General features: G+C 44.0%; 15 protein-coding genes. 5 read left to right on the top strand and 10 right to left on the bottom strand.

Features of this window, described 5'->3' with window-relative positions; translation table 11 throughout:
• Positions 1-5 precede the first annotated feature (5 nt).
• On the bottom strand, positions 6-2,468 hold the full coding sequence (locus tag DN53_RS04030; protein ID WP_129653107.1) for a TonB-dependent receptor: 2,463 nt from the start codon (positions 2,466-2,468) through the stop codon (positions 6-8).
• A gap of 159 nt (positions 2,469-2,627) precedes the next feature.
• Entirely contained in the window at positions 2,628-3,446 is an 819-nt protein-coding gene (kdsA, locus tag DN53_RS04025) for a 3-deoxy-8-phosphooctulonate synthase (RefSeq protein ID WP_129653106.1), read from the bottom strand.
• A gap of 70 nt (positions 3,447-3,516) precedes the next feature.
• Here kdsA and DN53_RS04020 point away from each other — a divergent pair, with 70 nt between their 5' ends.
• Together DN53_RS04020 and typA are read left to right on the top strand one after the other, a co-directional pair.
• Positions 3,517-4,074 carry a hypothetical protein gene (locus DN53_RS04020; RefSeq protein WP_129653105.1) on the top strand — a complete coding sequence of 186 codons (558 nt, stop codon included), beginning with the start codon at positions 3,517-3,519 and terminating at the stop codon, positions 4,072-4,074.
• Positions 4,075-4,172: 98 nt separating this feature from the next.
• Positions 4,173-5,972 (top strand): translational GTPase TypA, encoded by a 1,800-nt coding sequence (gene typA, locus DN53_RS04015; RefSeq protein WP_129653104.1) that lies wholly within the window; start codon positions 4,173-4,175, stop codon positions 5,970-5,972.
• A 98-nt stretch (positions 5,973-6,070) separates the two neighbouring features.
• Here typA and ppgK read toward each other — a convergent pair whose 3' ends face one another.
• The 8 genes from ppgK to DN53_RS03975 all read right to left on the bottom strand — a co-directional run bounded on the left by ppgK (position 6,071) and on the right by DN53_RS03975 (position 12,807).
• Positions 6,071-6,829, bottom strand: coding sequence for a polyphosphate--glucose phosphotransferase (ppgK, locus tag DN53_RS04010; RefSeq protein ID WP_129653103.1), 759 nt, complete (start codon positions 6,827-6,829; stop codon positions 6,071-6,073).
• 159 nt (positions 6,830-6,988) lie between these two features.
• Positions 6,989-7,645: a pirin family protein gene (locus DN53_RS04005; protein ID WP_129653102.1), complete on the bottom strand. Its 657-nt coding sequence runs from the start codon at positions 7,643-7,645 to the stop codon at positions 6,989-6,991.
• 12 nt (positions 7,646-7,657) lie between these two features.
• Positions 7,658-8,434: a dioxygenase family protein gene (locus DN53_RS04000; RefSeq protein WP_129653101.1), complete on the bottom strand. Its 777-nt coding sequence runs from the start codon at positions 8,432-8,434 to the stop codon at positions 7,658-7,660.
• 105 nt (positions 8,435-8,539) lie between these two features.
• A complete protein-coding gene (locus tag DN53_RS03995; protein ID WP_129653100.1) occupies positions 8,540-9,223 on the bottom strand; it encodes a LytR/AlgR family response regulator transcription factor in 684 nt (227 codons plus the stop codon).
• A complete protein-coding gene (locus DN53_RS03990; RefSeq protein WP_129653099.1) occupies positions 9,220-10,245 on the bottom strand; it encodes a sensor histidine kinase in 1,026 nt (341 codons plus the stop codon). The genes DN53_RS03995 and DN53_RS03990 overlap by 4 nt, the downstream gene beginning before the upstream one ends.
• Positions 10,246-10,359: 114 nt before the next feature.
• Entirely contained in the window at positions 10,360-11,043 is a 684-nt protein-coding gene (locus tag DN53_RS03985) for a cell division ATP-binding protein FtsE (RefSeq protein ID WP_116218387.1), read from the bottom strand.
• Positions 11,044-11,136: 93 nt separating this feature from the next.
• A complete protein-coding gene (locus tag DN53_RS03980) occupies positions 11,137-12,246 on the bottom strand; it encodes a DUF3137 domain-containing protein (RefSeq protein ID WP_129653098.1) in 1,110 nt (369 codons plus the stop codon).
• Between the two features lie 12 nt (positions 12,247-12,258).
• A complete protein-coding gene (locus DN53_RS03975; protein WP_129653097.1) occupies positions 12,259-12,807 on the bottom strand; it encodes a LemA family protein in 549 nt (182 codons plus the stop codon).
• Positions 12,808-13,135: 328 nt separating this feature from the next.
• Here DN53_RS03975 and DN53_RS03970 point away from each other — a divergent pair, with 328 nt between their 5' ends.
• The 3 genes from DN53_RS03970 to DN53_RS03960 all read left to right on the top strand — a co-directional run bounded on the left by DN53_RS03970 (position 13,136) and on the right by DN53_RS03960 (position 19,116).
• On the top strand, positions 13,136-16,159 hold the full coding sequence (locus DN53_RS03970; RefSeq protein ID WP_129653096.1) for a tetratricopeptide repeat protein: 3,024 nt from the start codon (positions 13,136-13,138) through the stop codon (positions 16,157-16,159).
• A 13-nt stretch (positions 16,160-16,172) separates the two neighbouring features.
• A complete protein-coding gene (locus DN53_RS03965; protein ID WP_129653095.1) occupies positions 16,173-17,924 on the top strand; it encodes a TonB-dependent receptor in 1,752 nt (583 codons plus the stop codon).
• Between the two features lie 103 nt (positions 17,925-18,027).
• Positions 18,028-19,116: an OmpA family protein gene (locus DN53_RS03960; protein ID WP_129653094.1), complete on the top strand. Its 1,089-nt coding sequence runs from the start codon at positions 18,028-18,030 to the stop codon at positions 19,114-19,116.
• The last annotated feature ends 29 nt before the right edge of the window (positions 19,117-19,145 follow it).

Genomic DNA, 19,145 nt, shown 5'->3' with positions numbered 1-19,145 from the left:
TTGTCTTAGAATTTATAGGTGAAGTTTGCCGAAAGACTTCTTAGATTTTGAGGGCTGATGGTGGACCAACCTTTATAATAGTCTTTGTTTGCAATGTTGTCCAGTTTCAAGGTGATTCTGAAGTCTTTGGCATCATAAAAGGTAGATGCATTAAGAATGGTATACTCGTCAATGGCGAACGTACCGTTGGTTCTATTGAAAATTTTGTTCTCGCTGGCGTAGTTGCCACCAAATCCAAGACCAAAGTTTTGCAAGGTCCCTTGTGTGAACCGATAGCTGGCCCAAATATTGGCCAGGTGCATTGGACCTGCACTCTCGGGTCTAAAACCGGTGAAACTGTCTGCTCCCTCAACCAATTCGCTGTCATTGTAGCTATAACCGGCGACGATGTTCAATCCGTCAATGGGTGAGGCGATAATGCTCGCTTCAAAACCTTTACTGCTTTGTTCCCCATCTTGGGTGTAGAAATAGTTGTTGGCATCGGTATCGATTCGCTGTGCCATATCGCTCACGGTAATATCGTAATAGCTCAAAGTGGCAGAAAGTTTATCGTTGAACAAGTTCAACTTGGTACCTACTTCAAATTGGTTGGCGTGCTCTGGGTTCAATGCCCTTACGGATGTGTTTCCGTTGGATAGCTCGGTTACGGGAGCTACGTTGCTAAATCCGTCCATATAGTTGGCGAACAGGGAAACTTTGTTCAGGATAGGTTGGTATACCACTCCAAATTTTGGTGAGAATGCGGTCTGATTGTACCCGTCATTGGAAAAACGGTCTACGCGCAAGCTGGCCATTGCAGACAATTCTGGCAATAGGTTGATGACGTTGGAGGCGTAGGCACTAAAGATCTCTTGCTCCGCTTCACTGAATTGGGCCCCTGGATTGGCCAAGGTCGCGATTCCTGCATCGGCACCTGCCTGGGTCAATACACCCGAGTCGTACAAACCGGTTCCCATTGGGGTTCCGTAGTATGCATGTAGAGCTGGGACAACAGCTTGGAACTCATCCGGGTTTGATCCCACATAGGTGAAACCTTGGTTTCCGTAGCCTGTACTGTTGTTAATGGTTCTTGTTTTAAAATAATCCAATCCTACGACCAAGCGGTTGCGCATGGTTCCAATATTGAAATCCCCTATAAAGTTCTGTTGAATGTCGGTTCCCAAGGTCTCGGAGTTTTGGTTACTGGTATAGCGGGCCAAAATAATGCCATCGGCTATTGGAGCACCTGAAAGACCTTCCACGGTTGAGGTTACCTCATACAAGTAGGAATAGTAACCATCGGACTTTGCATTAGATCTTGAAACTACGGTCTGGGAGGTCCAAGAATCACTCAAAATATAGTTCATCTGACCTTGAAGGCTGTAGGTTGGTGTGTCGATGTATAAATCGTTGCTAGTGTACGAACGTTTGTAATCGTAACCCAATTCATCCAGATTGGTCACACGAAGTGGCGAACCACGATCTACGAACAACATGGTTTGATTGGTGCTTCTACCATTATAAAACTCAGTGTTGATGTTGAACGAAAGCCTATCATTGGCCTGAAACGCCAAGGATGGCGCAAAGAAGAAGGATTTCCTGAATCCGGCATCCTGGTAGCTGTTCTGGGTGTGGTACGAAGTGTTCACACGAAGCGCAATATTGTTCTGGTTGCCCAAAGTGGTGTTTACATCGGCGCTCACACGGTTCAATCCATAACTGCCGGAAGTATAGGAGATGTTCCCACCAAAGCCGTAGAATGGTTTTTTGGTGTTGATGTTGATCAAACCACCATAGGAAATCAAACTACTACCATACAAAGTTCCCGAAGGGCCTTTGATCACTTCAATGGACTCGACGTTCGCAGGGTCGGGACTACCGTTGGTTAAACCGGGCAATCCGTTGATCATGGTGGGCTGTACGGCAAAACCACGTAGGGAGAAGTAGCCTGCACCATCACTACCACGTCCCGTTGATTCCCAAAGTTTGTCAATTCCGGGGGCATTTTTAAGGGCATCATCAAAATTGGTGACCACTTGGTCCTGCAGCAATTCTGTGGAGATGGAATTGTATACCTGTGGGTTTTCAATGTCCTTTAAAGGCATCTTGGATACATAAACACTTGCCTTACGTGCAAATGTGTTTGCTTGGGTTCCTTCAACCACAACCTCGTTCAGTTGTTCTTGTCGCTCCACCAAAGTGATGGCTTGTACGTTCGTGGTTTGATTGGCGTAAACGGTCACGGTTTGGTTCTGTGTGCCATAACCTACCATGGAGAAGGTCAACGTATAGGGGCCCGGGGCAAGATCGGATATCTCATACTCCCCAGAGTAGTTCGTATTTGTGCCTAAACTGGTATTGGATACGGCAATATTCACGTTGCCGAGCGGGTTGTTGTTTTGATCGGTTACTTTTCCTCTTAAGTTTCCGGATTGGGCTTGGGCCAAAAAAGTGGAGGCCAAAGCAATGATGAGTAGTATACGGTTCATTTTATTTATAATTGGTCTAAATAAATTTTGATTGCAAATGTATAGTCCAGCTCCTATCCGAGCAAGGAATATTTAGACTAATTAAAAATAAAGTTGTTAAATAATTGTAATCAACTGATAAACATCAGGTTGTGGTGTGTGTAAGATTTAAGCTGTATTCTAAAGGGAGTTAATGGTACGTCGGATGGCCGTTAAATCGGTCAGTAATTTTTCCAATAAACTTAAATCCAACATGTTTGCCCCATCACTTTTGGCATTGGCTGGGTCAAAATGGGTTTCCATAAAAAGACCGTCCACACCTGCCGCAATACCGGCCCGGGCCATGGTGCCGATCAATGCAGGTCTACCTCCGGTAACCCCAGAGGACTGGTTGGGCTGTTGTAGGGAGTGGGTCACGTCCAATACCACAGGTGCGTACTGCTTCATGGTGGGAACGCCTCTAAAATCAACGATCATGTCCTGATAGCCGAACATGGTGCCCCTATCGGTTATTATGGCCTGTTCGTTGCCCGTTTCCGTAACCTTGGTAACGGCATGTTTCATGCTTTCGGGACTCATAAATTGCCCTTTTTTCAAGTTGACCACCTTCCCGGTTTCTGCAGCCGCAACCACCAAATCGGTCTGGCGTACCAAAAATGCCGGTATTTGAAGCACATCCACATACTCGGCAGCCATTGAGGCATCTGAGATTTCATGGATGTCGGTAACCGTGGGTACCTTGAAGGTCTCGGAGACTTTTCTAAGGATTTTCAATGCCTTTTCATCCCCGATCCCGGTGAAGGAATCAATGCGACTTCGATTGGCCTTCTTGAAACTTCCTTTGAATATATAGGGAATTTGCAGTTTATCCGTGATGGCAACTGCCTTTTCCGCTATACGCATGGCCATTTCCTCGCCCTCAATGGCGCAGGGACCGGCCAATAGAAAAAAGTTGTTGCTATCGGCATATTTTATTTGGGGAATGGCATCTAGTCGCATGGGCATATATTTTCAACAAAAATACTATTTTGAAAAAGTAAATGTTATAAGAATACCAAATTAACCTACCATGCGTCGTTTTCTTTTTATGGTATTCTTGTTTTCCAGTATTTCTTCCTTTCCCCAATACGGTATGAATTGCGAGATACGGCAAATCAAGATCAACGTTTTTAACCCAGGGGTGGAGTACGAAATGGGTTTGGGAGTGAACAGTACCTTGGATGTACGGGTAGCTTGGCAGATGGCCTTGGAACCTGCCAGTGAGGCCCCTATGGAAAATCTTGATTTTTTCCCCACCATCACGGTCCAGAACCGATATTATCATAATTTCAATGGAAGGGAGCGTAGAAGAAAACCCATTTACGGAAACTCAGGGAATTACTTGGCTCCTTCGGCAGCGATATTTTCGCCCGGGAGTCGTGTGGTGGAGAATAGGATTGTGGATGGTGTTCATGGCTATGGAGGTCTGGTATATGGCGTGCAGCGCAGCTATGATTCCGGAATAAGTTTCTCCATTGATGCCGGAGCCGGGTACTATGTAGGACCTTTTAAAGGGGGCATTTATCCGGTGGTAAATTTGAGTTTGGGCTGGATCGTAAGCGAAAAAAGATGGTGTGTGGGGCGTTAACTTCAGAACTTGCACAAAATCAATAAGATAAAAATAACATTTTAGCGTATTGACAAGTGGAAAATAGCAGTATCTTTGCGGCCTTAAAAAAATAGGTTATGTCCAAAATCAAGAACATTGCAATCATTGCCCACGTAGACCACGGTAAGACTACTTTGGTTGATAAAATCATGTATCACTGCCAGTTGTTCCGGGATAATGAGAACAAGGGGGATTTAATTTTGGACAACAATGACCTGGAGCGGGAGCGCGGAATTACCATTGTCTCCAAGAACGTTTCCGTTCAATACAAAGACACCAAAATCAATATCATAGATACTCCTGGGCACGCCGATTTCGGTGGGGAGGTGGAACGTGTCCTCAATATGGCCGATGGGGTATTGTTGCTGGTGGATGCCTTTGAAGGCCCTATGCCACAGACCCGTTTTGTATTGCAAAAGGCCATTGACCTTGGATTGAAACCCTGCGTGGTGGTCAACAAGGTGGATAAGGAAAACTGTACGCCCGAAGAGGTGCATGAAAAGGTTTTTGACCTTATGTTTGAATTGGGTGCAGAAGAATGGCAATTGGATTTTCCAGTGGTGTATGGTTCTGCCAAGAACAACTGGATGAGTACCGATTGGCAAAAGCCTACAGAGAGTATTGAGCCACTTTTGGACATGGTGGTGGAACATATCCCAGAATTTAAACCAGAGCAAGGCTCCACGCAATTGTTGATTACCTCTTTGGATTTTTCATCCTTTACCGGACGAATCGCCATTGGTAGATTGCAACGAGGTACTTTAAAGGAAGGGCAACAGATTTCCTTGGTAAAGCGGGATGGAAGTATTGTAAAGACCCGTATCAAGGAGTTGTTCACCTTTGAAGGTCTGGGCAGACAAAAAGTTTCCGAAGTGACCGCAGGCGATATTTGTGCCATTGTTGGGATGGAAGGTTTTGAAATAGGGGATACCGTAGCGGATTTCGAGAACCCTGAAAAGTTGAAGACCATCGCCATTGACGAACCTACCATGAGTATGCTGTTCACCATCAATGACAGTCCATTTTTTGGAAAAGATGGAAAGTTTGTTACTTCAAGACACATCAAGGAAAGATTGGAAAAGGAGTTGGAGAAGAACTTGGCCCTAAGGGTACAAGAGACCAACAGTGCCGATAAATTCATGGTATTTGGTCGTGGGGTATTGCACCTTTCCGTATTGATCGAGACCATGCGTAGGGAAGGATACGAACTTCAGATTGGACAGCCGCAGGTAATCATCAAGGAAGTGGATGGGGTAAAATGTGAACCCATGGAGCACCTTACCATAGATTTGCCGGAAGAGGTTTCCGGAAAGGCCGTGGAAATGGTTTCCATCAGAAAAGGGGAAATGATCAGCATGGAGGCCAAAGGCTCCCGAATGATCTGCGAGTTCATGATTCCTTCAAGAGGGATTATTGGATTGCGAAACCAATTGTTGACCGCCACTGCCGGTGAGGCCATCATGGCCCACCGATTTAAGGAATACCAACCTTTGAAGGGAGACATTGCACAACGATTGAACGGTTCCTTGATTTCCATGGAAAATGGAACCGCTATTCCTTATTCCATTGATAAACTACAGGAAAGAGGTAAGTTTTTTATTGATCCGGGAGAGGAAATCTACGAAGGTCAGGTAATTGGTGAAAACTCTAGGGGTGACGATATGACCATCAACGTGACCAAGACCAAGAAACTTTCCAATGTTCGTTCCGCTGGAGCGGACGACAAGGCCAAAATTGTACCGGCCATCAAGTTTTCATTGGAAGAGGCCTTGGAATACATTCAAAAAGATGAGTATGTGGAAGTAACCCCTAACCATATCAGACTCCGAAAAATCTATTTAAAGGAAGTAGACCGTAAGCGAAACAAGGTGAGTTAAGGAGTCAAGAAGCTTTTTGGCGTACTTGCTGGAGGTTTGGCTTGCCAACTAAAATAGTCCACTGACGGTGGGTTTGTACTTGAACTTGACTCTTAAGGTCAATGCAAGTGTCCGTGATGTTGCTCGCGCAAACAACCTACGGCAGCCCCAATGATTCCGGCATGGTTCATAAGTTCCGCTTTCACTACTTTGGTTTCAACATCAATCAAGTGTTTAAACTGGTCCCAGTCTTTTGAGGTACCTCCGCCAACAATGATCAAGTCGGGATTTACGATCAATTCCACCAAATTCAGGAATTTGTTGAAACGCTTGCCCCACTTTTTGTAGCTGAGCCCTTCACGCTCCTTGGCAGAGGCTGCGGCCCACTTTTCAATCTTCTTGTATTTTTTATAGGGAATCTGCCCCAATTCAAAATTGGGAAGTAGGACACCATTGTAGAAAGCTCCACTGCCCAATCCGGTACCAATGGTTATCATGATCACAAGGCCATCCTGTCCCTTTCCGGCGCCGTAGTTCATGGAGGCATAACCAGCAGCATCGGCATCGTTCAAAACCGTGACCTCATGTCCAGTGGCTTCGGTGAACAGTTCATCAATATTGACCCCTACCCAACTTGGGTCCAAATTACCGGGAGATATGCAGACCCCATTTTTTACTATGGTAGGAAAGCCACAGCCCACAGGGCCACTGTAGTTGAAGTGTTCCACAATTTCAGCTACGACTTTGGCCATTTCCTTTGGTTTTCTGGACTTTGGAGTGGGAATACGGTGTCTTTCGGTTAACATTTCGCCAGTTTCTGCATTCACCAAGGCTCCTTTAATGCCTGATCCACCGATATCAATACCAAGAATTTCCATAAATGGGAGGAATTTTTGTTTGAGCAAAGAAACAAAAAAGTTTTTGGGAATGATAATAATGTATTTTGAAGACCATATGGTTTTAAAACAAAAAGACCAGAACAGTTACTTTTGGTAAGAGTCTGGCCTTTAAGATCAAAAAACAAAACCAAGTCAACATCAATTATTTTCTTCCAGTATCAGAACAATGGCATTTTCTGAAAGTGCCTCTAGCTCCAATAGCCTTGTTTGGCTTAATATTAAACTATCACGAGATTCCAACAACCGATTTTGAACCTCAAAAGCACCGTTGATCACAAAGGTCAAAAGGGTGTTTTTTTGTTCAGAGGTGGTAAAGAAACCTTCCCTTCTTCCATCAAAGACCCCAAAAAGTATATTCACATGCTTTTTCCCATAAATGATGTTCAGTTGGTTATGGGAATAGGTGTCAAAAATTATTTTTTCTGGGAACAAGTCCATTTTCACCCAAATCTGAAGATAGTTGACCAACGCATCTTCGTTTTTGTTGGTAATGCGGAAAGCGTTTCCCTTTTTAAGGTTAATGATTTGCAATTCCTCTGGAAATACACACACTTCATTTGCGCTATTGGAACCATATGTAATGCTACCTACCAAGGGAATCAAAATAAGGGAAATGTCCTCCTCGACAGTAAAGGATTTGAATGCTCTTGGAGCCAAGGTCTCATCGGAAAGCCGCACCACTTTTTTAAGTTTCTTATTATTTTGTAGTGGTACGGACAGGCATCGGTATTGTTCCGATTGATCACATGCTCTTTTGTTGCCTAAAAATAGTTGGGCAGGGTGTTGGACAATCATCTTTAAAATGGTTTAGGCCCTGACGTATATGTCATGGGTGAGTGTAAATCCTTCAGAAATGCTGCCCCCTACGCTGGCCAATTCTTCATCCACGCCATCGCTAAAAACGTTGTCTTGGGAATGGTAGGTGTACCCGCTCATACCTTTGGTATAGCCATATTCGGTGGCCGCATTTACACGTACCACTGCACTGTTCTCCCCTTCGGGGAAGGCAATCTGGGTAACCAATAGTGAGTTGCCATCCGCATCATAGATATGAACGTGTATGTGCGTTGACCGCCCGTTATACCATCCCGGAAAGATGGTGGCAAATTCTACGGTTCCACTGGAATTGCTTATCTGTCTACCGCGTAAAAAGCTGGTATTGGTATAGTTGGTGGACTGCATGCCACTGCCCCCATATTCCGAATAATTTCCATCCTTATCGCAATGCCATACATCCACTAGGGCGCCTTCGAGTGCGTTGCAGCTATCATTGACGTTGCGGATGGTGATGTTCATGTCCAAATCAATCCCAGTACGGTCCCCAACAATGTCCACACGTTCCAAATCTTCTGGGTCGTGGGTTGGAAATGGTCCTTCGGTCTCGCTTGGAGTTACCTCGCAGTCTCCAGAGGTGGTGTCATTGGTGGTAGACCCCGTATCACTTTCTGAAGTGGTATCAGTGCTTGATTCATCATCTATGTAAAGCGAGTCTTCATTGTCTTTTGAACAGGAGGTCAAAAGTGATAAACTGGTCACGGATAAACCGGCTAACCCCATGCCCTTTAGAAATTCCTTTCGTTTCATATCACAATAGTTTAATGATTATGGGGTAAATCTATATAGGCATCAAAGCTGATGGTAATTATTGCGGTCAATGTCTAAAAAGGTGAGGTAAAAAGAGTGGGGTTGTTAAAGGTTTTTTAAAATATTGGCTTTGTACGACTTACCCAACGGAATGGCGAATTCACCAATTTTGGCCACATCCTTATAGATGCCATTGATTTTTTTTGTTGGCACAATAAAAGAGCGATGTGCTCTCAGAAACATCGGCTTGGGGAGTTTTTCATAGATGTCCTTCATGGTGGACCTGGCCACAATTTTGGTGTTGTCCTCCAAAATAATCTTCACATAATCATCAAAGGTCTCTATCAGTATAATATCTTCAAGGGAAATGTGGTGCAGCTTATAGTCCGCACGGATAGACAGGTGGGTTTGAACGTTGGGGTTGGCCCGTTCCAGATCCAGCTGTCTTTTGGTTTTTTCCACGGCGGTCTGAAAGCGTTGGAATGAAAATGGCTTTAACAAATAATCTATGGCGTTTACATTGAAACCTTCCAAGGCGTAATGATCATAAGCGGTGGCAAATATTACCTTGGTTTGTTGTTTCAAGGATTTGTAAAGTTCCAGTCCATTGAGCCCTGGCATTCTAATATCCAGAAAGAGTAGGTCCACATCAAATTTGTTGAGATAGCGAATGGCTTTGCCTTGTTCGGTAAAAGTGTGTGCCAAATCCAAATATTCGATTTGGTCACAATAGGCTTGAATGATTTCCAGAGCCAATACTTCATCGTCCAATGCCACAGCTTTTATCATGAAAGGTCGATTAACAGGTTTACCATATAAAAATTGTCTCTTTGGTCTATGTGCAATTGGTATTTTTCGGGGTAAAAGTAATCCAGTCGCTTCTTGGTGTTTTTGTTCCCTTCGGTGGTTGGTTCCTTAAAGCTGGTGTTCTTTACGGTGATTTTATTCTCAACAATAAGCTCAACACTATGGGATTCGATATGGATAAAAATACGGATGTTTGAAAGTTCATCCGGGTTTACACCATATTTGAACGCATTTTCCACATAGTTGATCAGTATGATGGGAGCGATTTTTTGACCACTGGGATTTCCTTGTATCTCATAGACCAAATTGGTATGGTTCCCCATTCGAAGCTTCTGTAAGTCGATGTAATCCGTTATGTACTGGATTTCTCGTTCCAAGGATACTTTTTCAGCATGACTTTCCGTGACCACGTAGCGCATCATTTCCGATAGTTTTAATACCGCCCATGGTGCCTCATCCGATTTCTTTAAGGTAAGGGCATAAACACTGTTCAGGGTATTGAACAAAAAATGGGGATTGATTTGGGCTTTTAGATAGTTCACCTCGGCTTTCAATTTCTCATTTTGAATGGTATTGAGCCTATGGTCCAATCGAAGCAAGATTGAAAGGAAAGCGATCATGGAAAACTGGATAATGAACGTGTCCCTGAAACCAAAAAGATCAATGGGAGCGGTCTTGTGCGGTGGATTATTGGGAAAAGGGAGGTTAGATGGAGGTTTTGGGCTGTTTATGATCAGATCGGGGGTATAGGAAACAACCAAAAAGCAAGCCAGCAAAAGAGCGGCATAGATCCATCTTTTTTTCTTTGAATAAAACTTGGGGATCAAAACATGGTAGTTCAGATAGAAGAAGGCAAATAGAAGGGAATATGCCAAAACACTGCGTTGGAAACCAGGTGCCTTGGCCATATTCTGGAATGAGCCAAAGTCAGGGGAGGTCAGTATGGGAACACTGAGCAATCCCATGCCAATTAAGAGGTTGATCCAAAGGTTACGATTTTTCAAATCTTTATGTTTAGGTTGATCATTAAACCTAGTCCAATGAGAATCAAAGATTAAAAAAATGAGGCGAATACCTTCTAGTGCAAGGTTAATTTCATTTTTGGGTCCTCAAAGAACTCAAACCGCCTTCTGTACGACCTCAAAAACCTTGCTTCCGTCACATTTCAAGGTTTTATGTGGGTATTTCAAGATCAATGCGTAGTCATGGGTGGCCATGATTATGGTGCGACCATTCTGGTTGATTTCCTGAAGCACTTTCATGACCTCCACGCTGGTCTGTGGGTCAAGGTTTCCCGTGGGCTCGTCTGCCAAGATAAGCTCCGGATCGTTCAAAAGGGCACGGGCAATGGCAATACGTTGCTGTTCCCCGCCGGAAAGTTCATGGGGATATTTGAATCCTTTGGACTTCATGCCCACCTTGTCCAAAACCTCTTCGATTTTGGCATTCATTTTTGACGGGTCTGTCCAACCAGTGGCTTTGAGCACAAAAAGAAGGTTGTTGTTCACGTTGCGATCGGGGAGCAATTTAAAATCCTGAAAAACGATACCTAGTTTTCTACGCAGGTAAGGAATATTTTTTTCTTCAAGTTTTCTAAGGTCAAAATCCGCCACTTGTCCATTGCCTTGCTTGAGGGGAATATCGGCATAAAGGGTTTTCATAAAACTACTTTTACCACTGCCGGTTTTTCCGATGATATATACAAACTCACCTTTTTTTACTTCAAGATCAATGTTCTGCAGTACAAGGTTTTCATTTTGGAATACGGCTACGTCCTCTAATTTTACGATGGTTTCAGGCATAATATCTCTTCAGGAAACAATACAAAAGTATTTGAATTTACCGTAATAGTATCAAAATAAATCGTTAATGCAAGTTTTGATGGGTAAACAAGGTCATTGTGCCCAGATTTTGGTGTTCAGGTTCAAATCCTCCACAATGTCCATGGCGGCGCTGATGTCTTCATAAAAAAGTTCAATGGCATTGGAGGTGGTCAAGTTTTTGCTTTCGTTCAAACTGAAAAAGCCATGGGGATGCTGAACTCCCATGTACAACTTGTTTTCCTTGAATGAAAGCATGATGGATTTGTTGACCTTTCTTTTTAAGTTCGTGATCCGTTGCATCAGGGAAGGGGTCAGGATATAGCGCGCTTCCACTTGATCATTACTGTAGACCACAAACTCTTTTTCAAACTCAGGGTCTTCAAGGTTGACCAATGAGTCTCGGTTAAGGTTCAATTGTTGAATGGTCTTGGCAAAGTACCCCACTTTTTTTTCAAACCGATCGGGAAGAACAATGGTGGTGCCGTTGAATTTCTTGTTGAAGTCCATAATGGCAAACATGCCCAAGAAACTACTGCCAGTTTGTTCAAAACTATGTTTTTTGGAAAGCCATGGTCTCAGATAAGTAGAGAACAACAAAAAATGTGTGAAAAAGGGGATGTACATAAGATAGGAACCGTAAAGACTTTGATTAAGGATTTTTACATCTCCAATCTTTATGGAAGTATCTCCAATTTTTCCTGATAAGAGACCAAAGTTGAGGTTGTGGACCTTATGTTGTGTATGGCTTTTTGTGGTAGCAACCTGTAGATAGTTTGTAATCAGTTTACTAGCTTCTATTTCTTTGGAAGTGATCTGTAGGTTTTCATTAAATGCAAATCCCGGAGCCATTTTTGTGAGAAGGGTTTTGAGGATTTCCCTTTCCACCTTTTTATACTTGTTTTTATAGCGCTGCGAAGTGGTCAAAAACACAAAAAATGGAATCCAGTACAGCACCATGAAGGTTTGGAAAGAAAACCATGAATTGGCTTCGGAAAGCTTGGTCATCCATTTGAGATAAGTGGCATTGTTGGTGTAAAGAACCATTGGTAACGAGGTGGATCCCAAGAGAATGATGACAATGAACAATGCACTGCCAATTTTAAAGAATCGATAGCGCTTGCGCAGACGCTCTGCCTTTTCTAATATGGGAAGGAACTTTTTTCTTGTGGTGGTAAAGTCCATGATCCTAAAATTTTAGTCAAAGGAGATTGTTGGGAGTTCCGCTTCCAAGGGATCAATGATGAAAAAGGTTTTTGGGGAATACCCCATAATTTTGCCCATAAAGTTGGATGGGAACATTTCCAAGGCATTGTTAAAGGCATTCACGGCTGCATTATAAGTCCTTCTTGCGGCAGAGAGCTGTTCTTCCACTTCGTTTAAACTGGACTGGAGCAGCAAGAAGTTTTCACTGGATTTTAGATCGGGATATGCCTCCACGGCTATTTGGAGTTTTCCCAACATTTGATTCATTTGGCCTTCCAAGTTCAGCCGTTCTTCATCGGTAAGGGTGTGGATCAAGATTTTCTCCCTTAGTTTGGTGATTTCGGTCAAGGTTTCACGCTCATGGACCATATACCCCTTAACTGTTTTCACCAGTTGGGGAATCAGGTCCGTTCGCTTTTTTAGCATAACATCTATACTGCTAAAGGCTTCATGTACCTTATTTTTTTTGGCAATTAAATTGTTGAATAGAAAAATGATCAGGAAAAGAAATACAATAAAGAGGATAATGGCATAAGTCATGACTTTGCGTATTGGATTAAACATAAAATGAGCAACGTGTTAAATCAAAGACAAAAAGAGGTTGTGGTCCTTGATCGGTATAGTGAGGTTGAACTATGAAAACAAAAAAAACGCCACAGATTGTCCTTAACTTGGACAAGATGTTGATGACATTGTTATTTTTGAGGTATGAAAGCTCTAGAGGTAATTGAGCTTTGGAACCAAAAGTAGCAATTCTTGTAAAACCACCAACGAATACCCATGTAAATTCGACATATTACGATCCAAATATACTTTGGCTCAAATTTTGACGTTATGGTAAAGTTAGTCGAGAACAGCGTAGAACACTATGAATCGAAAAAACCTTCTCCTTATTCCCATGGTATTGGGAACTTTTTTTGTGCTTTCGGCACAGGAAACCAAAGTATATACCCACGAAAACAAAGCGTACCAAGATGCCTTGGCACTGTACAACAACCAACAGTACCAAGCGGCACAGACCATCTTTGAGACGGTAAAGGCCAACACCAAGGATCAAGAGACCGAGGCCAATAGCGCGTACTATGCTGCCAATGCCGCCATCCGGTTGAACCAGCGTGGAGCCGATAAAATGATGGAGGATTTTGTGGAGCGCTATCCCACCTCCACCAAACGGAATTCCGCATTTTTGGATGTGGCCGATTACTATTTCGAGACCGGAAAATACCCCTATGCCCTAAAATGGTACAAGAAAGTGGACGAATCGTCCATGGCCTATTCAGATAGGGAACGGTTCAATTTCAATAACGGATATGCCCTTTACGCTTCCAAAAGACCACAAGAGGCCGAACGTTATTTGAACAAGGTGAGCACTTCCCAAAAATATGGGTCACAGGCCAAGTACTATTTGGGCTACATCGCCTATGAGCAAGATGACTATGATCAGGCCACCGCACGCTTCGACCAGATTACCGATCAGGATGTGCTAAACGAGAAATTATCGTACTACCAAGCGGACCTGAATTTTAAATTGGGAAAATTTGAGGAGGCCATTGCCATGGCCAAAAAGCAATTGCCTAAATCCAATAGACAGGAGGTTTCAGAGCTCAATAAAATTATTGGGGAAAGCTATTTCAACCTGGAACAATATGCTGCAGCCATTCCTTATTTGGAAGAATACAAGGGCAAGCGGGGAAAATGGAGCAACACGGATTACTATCTGTTGGGTTACAGTCATTATAAACAAGGTGACTATGAAAATGCCATTCAACAGTTCAATAAAATTATAGGAGGCAACAACAATGTCTCCCAAAATGCCTATTACCACTTGGCGGAATGCTACTTGAAGCTGAATAGGAAACCGGAGGCCCTCAATGCCTTCCGGAATGCTTCCCAAATGGACTTCAGTCCAGAAATCCAAAAAGATGCCTTTCTCAACTACGCAAGGCTCAGTTATGAAGTTGGAAATGCCTACGAACCTGTTCCACAGGTATTGACCCAATATTTGGAAACCTATCCAAAAGATGCCCATCAGCTGGAAATCCAAGAACTTTTGGTGGATTCCTATATCACTTCCAAAAATTTTGAGGGAGCCATGCAGCTGTTGGAGGAAAATAAAAACTATGCCAGCAAGGAGACCTACCAAAAAGTGGCTTTCTATCGTGGTGTGGAACTCTTTATCGATGGAGATTATGAGGCCGCTTCGGAACGATTTTCCAAATCGTTGAGGAGTGCAGAAAATAAGGGATTTGAAGCTAGAGCTCTATATTGGAAGGCAGAATCGGCCTATAGATTGAACCGTTTTGAGGAAGCCTTGGCAGATTTTGTGAAACTCCAAAGTCTTCCTGCGGCCCGGTCCATGCCCGAGTATCAAGAACTGGACTACAATCTGGGATACTGCTATTTTAAGTTGAAGGATTACAACAACGCCATTTCATATTTCAAAAATGTGGTCAATTCCAATGCCCTTGATGAGCAACGGAAGAACGATGGTTATTTGCGGTTGGGGGACAGCTACTTTGTGACCAGCAAATATCAATTGGCCATGAAGGCCTATGACGAATCTTCCAAAATGAACGGACCGGAACGGGATTATGCCGCTTTTCAGAAAACGCTTAGTAGCGGGTTTTTGGGGAACAATTCGGCCAAAATTGAAGGCTTGAACGAATTTTTAAGGCGATATCCATCATCCACCTTGCGGGACGATGCCCTTTTTGAATTGGGGAACTCCTTGATCAAAAATGGTCAGGAAAGCGAAGGATTGAGAACCTATGACCGACTTGTCTCAGAATATTCACAGAGCAAGTTCGCTCCTCGGGGAATGTTGAGGCAAGGATTGGTGCACTACAACGCCAGTAGGAACCAACAGGCATTGGACAAGCTCAAGGAAGTGGTCCAGAAGTATCCCAACACCCCGGAGGCCAAACAGGCGGTGGCCACGGCCAAATTGGTCTATGTGGACGAAGGTAGGGTAAGTGAGTACGCCGCTTGGGCCCGTAATCTGGATTTTGTGGAAGTTACGGACGCTGAACTGGACAATGCCAGTTTTGAATCGGCCGACCGAAAATATGTGGAAGGAAAAACCGATGCCGCCATTCGGGGTTACGAAGATTATTTAAAGGAATTTCCCAACGGGCTCCATGCCCAAAACGCCAATTTTTCATTGGCCCAATTGTACTTCTCCAAAGGAGAAAAGGACAAGGCCCTACCCAAATATCAAGCGGTGGCCAATAGTGGAAACGGCGAATATACCGAACAGGCCCTTACCCGTGTCTGTGAGATTTATGTGGAAAAACAGGATTACAAAAGTGCCATTCCCTATCTAAAACAGTTGGAAAGCAGTGCGGATATTGTTGAAAACAGAACCTTTGCCCAATCCAACCTAATGAAAGGGTATTACGGACAGGAAGATTACCGTCAGACCATTGCCTATGCGGAAAAGGTGTTGAAAGCGCCTAAAATTGATGACCGGATCAAGAGTGATGCGCAAATCATGATCGCGCGATCGGCCATCGCAACAAACAATGAGGCTCTGGCCAAGACCGCTTATCAGGATGTGAAGAAAATTGCCACGGGTGAGTTGGCGGCCGAAGCTTGGTACTACGATGCCTACTTCAAGAACCAAGAGCAGGATTTTGAGGGCTCGAATGTAGCCGTGCAAAAATTGGCAAAAGACTATTCGGCCTACAAGCAATGGGGCGGTAAAGGACTGGTGATCATGGCCAAGAACTTTTACAATTTGGGCGATGCCTTCCAGGCCACCTACATTCTGGAAAGTGTGATCAGCAACTTTGCCGAGTTTGATGAAATCGTGGCCGAAGCCAAAGGGGAGCTCACCGTGATCAAGGCCAAACAGGCCGAAAGCAATTCTTCAGTAGACCCCAACGGAAACTAAATCGAGACACAGCATGCAAAAGAGAACCTATATATTTTCACTACTATTTTTGAGCCTTTGTGGAATCGTTGTCGCACAAGAAACCGATGACATTGGTACGGAGACGGTAACGGTGGTAAAACCGTATTCCCCTACCGTTTCGGATGCCTTCAAGATAAAGTCGGCGCCCAACCTCAATGATTCCATAGTACTACAAAAGAAAAAAATCGATTACAGTATTTTTTCGGTCCCTGTGGCCTCGACCTTCACCCCGGCCAAAGGAAAAGCCTCGGGAGTGGAGCGGACGCCGCCACCAACCTTGTACAACTCCTATGCCTCGGTAGGATTGGGCAACTATAACAATGCCCTTGTGGATCTGTACACCAGTCGGGAATTTAATAGGGGAGAGGATTTGTTGGATTTTGGACTGACCCATCAATCCTCCCGTGGGGATTTGGATTCAACCCCCTTGGAAACCGATTTTTACAACACCAAATTGAACGCGTCCTACGCCAAAAAGGATCGGTACATGGATTGGGGTGCCAGCATTGGATTACAGCATCAACTCTACAATTGGTACGGTATTGAAAATGATGCGTTTGATGAAACCACTGTGGCTGCCATGGACGAACAGCAAAACTATTTCAATGCCGAGGCTAAGGCGCATCTCAACATGGAGGATTCATTCTTCAAGACCGGAAATATCTTGTTGCGCCGCTTTTGGGATGCCACCGAATCCGGGGAAAACCGTGTGGTCATCAATCCCACTTTGGAGTTGCCCATTACCGAAGAACTGGTGACCATTGGGGCCAAGGTGGATTTTGTAAATGGAAATTTCAAGAATGCCTCCCTGAACAATACGGCCAATGACGGAGAAATCAACTATAGTCAATTGCAAGCAGGGGTCACCCCAAGCCTTTTGATTTTAAGGGATGATCTTACCGTAAACCTCGGGGCCAGTTTTGTGTATGGATTGGATACGGAAAACAGCGACAGTAATTTCTATATCTACCCTGCAGTTACCGCTTCTTACAGGGTGTTGGACGAAAACGTGATCGCCTATGGAGGAATTGAGGGGGAATTGAAACAAAACTCCTATCACGATTTTGTAATGGATAACCCCTATGTGTCACCCACATTGAGTGTAATGCCCACCGACCGGCAGTATGAGGGCTATGTAGGACTCAAAGGACAGTTGACTTCGAATATTGGGTATAACATCAAGGGGTCGTACACGGCAGAGAACGGAAAACCACTTTTCTTCTTGAATCCGCAGAACCTGCTTCGGGACGATGAAAAAAGCTATTACTACGGCAATTCCTTCCAGGTTTTTTATGATGATGTAAAAACCTTGGGCATTTTTGGGGAGTTGAACGTGGATGTCAATCGTAACTTTAGTTTAGGCGTCAATGCGGAATTTTATGACTACGATACCGAAACGGATAATCCTGCTTGGAACCTGCCCACCATAAAGGGCTCTTTGTTCATGGACTATCAGATCAATGAGCAATGGTATTTTGGGGCCAATCTGTTCTATGTAGGTGAGCGCGATGATTTGGTATCGCAGGCGACCGTGGGAGCGGAGCCGTTTGAGTTTCCTTCGGCCATAGTTACTTTGGACAGCTTTTTTGATGCCAATGCCCATGCCGGATACCATATCAATGAGCAGCTTTCTGTTTTTGTGAAGGCCTCCAATATTGCCAATAGCGATTACCAGCGATGGGCCAATTTTAGGGTGCAGGGCTTTCAGGCTTTGGCAGGAGTGTCGTACAAGTTCGACTTCTGATTTGTAGGTAAATACGCAATAATTTGTTAAAAATGGCGTTGTAAATCTTGCGCCAGTCCCAAATGTGTACCATGATTGGTTGCTCCAATTTAATTGGAACACCATGCAGTTACGATACTTTCACATAGTGCTTTCCATTAGCCTTGTGCTGATGTTTTCTTCAACCAAGGCCCAGAACCTCGTTCGTAATGGGGGGTTTGAAGATTACAAGACCTGTCCCGTTAAAATGAGTAACCTGAACAAGGATGCGGAACATTGGAGCGCACCTACCTTGGGAACTACGGACTATTTCAACGAATGTAGCAGGACCAAATTGGGCATCCCCATGAACTTTAAAGGGAAACAGGAGGCCTTTGAGGGCACTGCTTATGCAGGAATGTATCTGTATGCCCCAAAGGATTACAGGGAATACATTCAAGTACCCTTGAGCGAAACCTTGCAAAAAGGACATCGATATCGGTTGCGATTGGTCATGAGCCTTTCTGAAAAATCGGATGGGGCCGTTATGGATATGGGGGCCGTATTTGCGGAAAAACCACTGTCCATCCACACCAAAAGACAGCTTTCGCATAGAGCTTTGACGTCTCAGATAGTGCAGACCACCCATATCAAACAGTTTTCCGCACCCCATTTTTATGATGACCGGCAAAATTGGACGGAGCTTACCATGGATATTGTGGCCAAAGGATTTGAAACACACCTCGTTTTGGGGAATTTCATGAGTAATGCCGCAACACATTATCTCGATTTTAAAAACAACGACCCCAATGCGGAAGGCTATGCCTATTACTATTTGGATGATATTTCGTTGACCTATCTAGGTCCCGAATACCAACCCAATGAAGTCTATGTGTTGGACCATGTCAATTTTAAATTCGACCGGTTTGATCTACAGCCCAAGGCCAAGCAAAGCCTTCAGGATGTGTTTGAATACCTGAAAAAACATCCTAACCTCAAAGTATCCATCAGTGGGCATACAGACGATTTGGGTTCAGATTCCTACAATGATGTCCTATCCAAGGAACGGGCCAGTAGTGTGGCCAAATACCTTTTGGGGCTCGGTCTCGAAAAAAACAGGATTTCCTATAAAGGGTATGGGGACAAAGTGCCCTTGGACACTACCCTTACGGATCAAGCCCGAAGAAGAAATCGCCGGGTGGAATTCGTGATGACCGAGTTTGTGGATGAGTAACCCTTGAATATTCCCTACATTTTCTATTT

It is taken from the genome of Flagellimonas olearia (assembly GCF_004150225.1).
Taxonomy (GTDB): Bacteria; Bacteroidota; Bacteroidia; order Flavobacteriales; family Flavobacteriaceae; genus Flagellimonas; species Flagellimonas olearia.
The sequence above is the reverse complement of the archived record's forward strand: the minus strand, read 5'-3'. Positions and strand labels throughout refer to the sequence as shown.